Raw genomic sequence first — 3,140 nt, 5'->3', positions numbered from 1 at the left:
CTGGCCGCCGCTCTCCTCGCCGCCGCCTCCTTCGCCCTGAGCGTCACGACCACCGAAAGCGCGCCGTCCTGGGCCTACTTCGGCGCGCACACCCGCGCCTGGGAGCTCGCCGCCGGTGCGCTCCTCGCCCTCGGCGCGCACCGGCTGCGCGGGCTGCCGCCGCTGCTCGCCGGGGCGCTGTCGTGGGCGGGCCTCGCCGCGGTCGTCGGGTCGGCGCTGGTCTTCGGCGACGCGACCGTGTTCCCCGGGTACGCGGCGCTCGTGCCGGTCGCCGGGGCGCTCCTGGTGCTGGCCGGGGGCTGCGCCCCGAGCCGCTTCGGCGGTGAACTCCTGCTCCGGCGGCGCCCGTTGACGTGGGTCGGCGGCCTCTCGTACAGCTGGTACCTGTGGCACTGGCCGCTGCTCGTGGTCGTGCCCGCCGCGCTCGGCCGTCCGGCGGGTCTGCGCACAGGGCTCGCGGTGTGCGCGGGTGCGCTGTTGCCGGCCTGGCTGACGCTGCGGTGCGTCGAGAACCCCGTACGGTTCGCGCGGGCGCTGCGGGACCGGCCGCGCCCGGCGCTCGGTCTCGGGGCGGCCCTGACGGGCGGGGCGGTGGCCGTCGCGCTCGTCGCCGCCCAGTTCCCGCCCGCGATCGACTCGGGCCGGCCGGCGCCCCGGCTGGCCGCGGCGCTCGACGCGGCGCCGGACCCGGCCGCCCGGCTCGCGCGGTTCCTGGCCACGCCGCCGGACGCCGTCCCGGGCAATCTGTCGCCCGGCCTCACCGCGATCAAGGACGGGCGCTCCGCGGTCTACCGGGACCACTGCCACATCTCGGTCACGTCGACGGCCGTCCCGGGCCCGTGCGTCTACGGGGACCCGGCGTCGGACACCACCGTCGTGCTCTTCGGCGACTCGCACGCCGCCCAGTGGTTCCCGGCGCTCGACCGGATCGCGCGCGAGCGCCACTGGCGGCTCGTCTCCCTGACGAAGGCCTCGTGCAAGACCGCCGACGTGACGATCGTCCTCGGCGGCCGGCCCTACACGGCGTGCGACACCTGGCGGGCGAAGGTCCTCGACCGGATCGCGGCGCTCCACCCCGATCTGGTGATCGCCGCGTCGTCGGACTCCGGTGACCCGGTGCACGCGGACGGCGACGCCGTCCGTCAGTGGACCGCGGGCTACGCGCGCACGTACCGGGCGCTGCGGTCCGGCGGCGCCCGGGTGGCCGCGCTCCTGGACACGCCCTGGCCGCCGTCGGACGCGGTGGACTGCGCGGCGACGCACCCGCTCGACCTGTCCCGGTGCGCGACGGACCCGGCGCACGCGGCGAAGGACCCGGTGAAGGCCACCGCGCTGCGGGCCGCGGCGAAGGCGACCGGCAGCGCGGTGATCGACCCCGGGCCCTGGCTGTGTGGCAGCACGCGGTGCCCGACCGTCGTCGCGGACACGCTCGTCTACCGCGACGACGGCCATCTGTCGGAGGCCTACGCCCGGGCCCTGGCGCCGGTCCTGGCGCCGGTCCTGGAACCGGCGCTCACCCGGTAGCCGGCGGGGGTGCGTCAGGCGCCGCGGCGGTCCACCAGGAGGTAGGAGGCGGCGGCGACGGCTCCGGCGGCGCCGAACACCGCCGGCCACGCCCCGACCTTCTTGGCCAGCGGGTGCGACCCGGCGAATGCCGCGACGTACGCACCGGTCAGCGCGCCCGCGACCTTCCCGCCCCGTGTCTTCGTCCACTGCGTCGCGGCGGCCGCCCCGGCGACGGCGAGCACGGCGCCGCCCAGCGGGCGCTTCTTCGTGAAGCGGGCCGTGGCGTACCCGCCGATCAGGCCGGCGGCGGCGATCGGTGCGGTGGGCAGGGAACGGGCCATGGCTGGAGCCTCCTGGTCATACCGGTGCAAGTCTGTTCGAAGAGGCTACGCCCCCGTGGCCGGCCCGCGGCCACGGGGAGCGATGAGCGATGAACGGCGAACCGTGAACGGGGCGGTGCCGGACCGCGCGGGTCAGCCGAACATCCCGGGCCGGTAGTCGCCCGCCGGCTGCTGGGTGATCACGTTCAGCCGGTTGTAGGCGTTGATCAGGGCGATCACCCCGACGAGCGCGGCGAGCTGGTCCTCGTCGTAGTGCTTGGCGGCGTTCGCCCACACCTCGTCGGACACCCCGCCCGAGGCGTCGGCGAGCCGGGTCCCGGCCTCGGCCAGCTCCAGCGCCGCGCGCTCGGCGTCGGTGAACACCTTCGCCTCGCGCCAGGCGGCGATCATGTGCAGCCGCTGCGCGGTCTCGCCCGCCTCGGCGGCGTCCTTCGTGTGCATGTCGAGGCAGAACCCGCAGCCGTTGACCTGGCTGGCCCGGATCAGGACGAGGTCCGCGGTGAACTTCGGCAGCTCCACCGCCTCGAGGGCCTTGCCCGCGGCGTTGATGTGGCGGATGAACTTGGCGGTGACGGCGTTGCCGAAGAGGTCGAGACGGGCTTCCATGGCGCTCTCCTAGTCCTACTGCTTCTGCGAGTGGTTCCTGGTCGCTTACATCTGGATGACGGAGCGCACGCCGACGATGTGACCGCCCGCAAATGTGACCTGGGTCACGCCGCGACGCTGCGGTGCGGCGCCTGCCTAGGCTCCTCGCATGACGCACGACATGACGCACGACATGACGCATGAGCCGCACCTGGAGAAGATCACTCCGGCCAACCTGGACGCCGCGCTCGGCATCCGGGTCCGCCCCGACCAGGAGCACCGGGTCGCGCCCGTCGTGAAGTCCCTCGCCGAGGCGTACGTGCACCCGGACGTGGCGTGGCCGCGCCTGATCGTCGACGGGGACCGGCCCGTCGGCTTCCTCATGGCCTTCTTCGGCATCGACTGGAAGGGCGACGGCTCCCGCGACGACGTGCGTTCCGGCCTGTGGCGCCTCAACATCGCGGACGGCGAACAGGGCCGCGGCTACGGCCGCTTCGCGGTCGAGGCGGTCGCCGCCGAGATCCGCCACCGCGGCGGCACCCGCTTCACCACGACCTGGCACCCCGGCCCGACCGGCCCCGCGGCGTTCTACCTCCGTCTCGGCTTCCGCCCGACGGGCGAGACGAGCGGCACCGACGAGGTCGGGGAGATGGAGCTCGCCGCCCCCTGAGCCGGACCGGCCGCCCGGACCGGCCGCCCGGACCGGCC

Annotated in this window: 4 protein-coding genes; 2 read left to right on the top strand and 2 right to left on the bottom strand. The window is 75.3% G+C overall.

Annotated features, from left to right (window positions below):
* Nucleotides 1-1,524, top strand: a 1,524-nt coding sequence (locus GTW43_RS25205; protein WP_161304303.1) for an acyltransferase family protein, incomplete at its 5' end; no start/stop codon positions are given.
* A gap of 14 nt (nt 1,525-1,538) precedes the next feature.
* Here GTW43_RS25205 and GTW43_RS25200 read toward each other — a convergent pair.
* Both GTW43_RS25200 and GTW43_RS25195 read right to left on the bottom strand, forming a co-directional pair.
* Entirely contained in the window at nt 1,539-1,847 is a 309-nt protein-coding gene (locus tag GTW43_RS25200; protein WP_161304302.1) for a hypothetical protein, read from the bottom strand.
* Nucleotides 1,848-1,979: 132 nt separating this feature from the next.
* Complete coding sequence (locus GTW43_RS25195) at nt 1,980-2,453, bottom strand: carboxymuconolactone decarboxylase family protein (protein ID WP_161304301.1); 474 nt, start codon at nt 2,451-2,453, stop codon at nt 1,980-1,982.
* Nucleotides 2,454-2,625: 172 nt separating this feature from the next.
* Here GTW43_RS25195 and GTW43_RS25190 point away from each other — a divergent pair, with 172 nt between their 5' ends.
* A complete protein-coding gene (locus GTW43_RS25190; protein WP_161301619.1) occupies nt 2,626-3,102 on the top strand; it encodes a GNAT family N-acetyltransferase in 477 nt (158 codons plus the stop codon).
* Nucleotides 3,103-3,140: the final 38 nt, after the last annotated feature.

This window comes from Streptomyces sp. SID5785, from assembly GCF_009870065.1.
Classification (GTDB): domain Bacteria; phylum Actinomycetota; class Actinomycetes; order Streptomycetales; family Streptomycetaceae; genus Streptomyces.
This window is presented reverse-complemented; position numbering and strand designations above follow the sequence as displayed.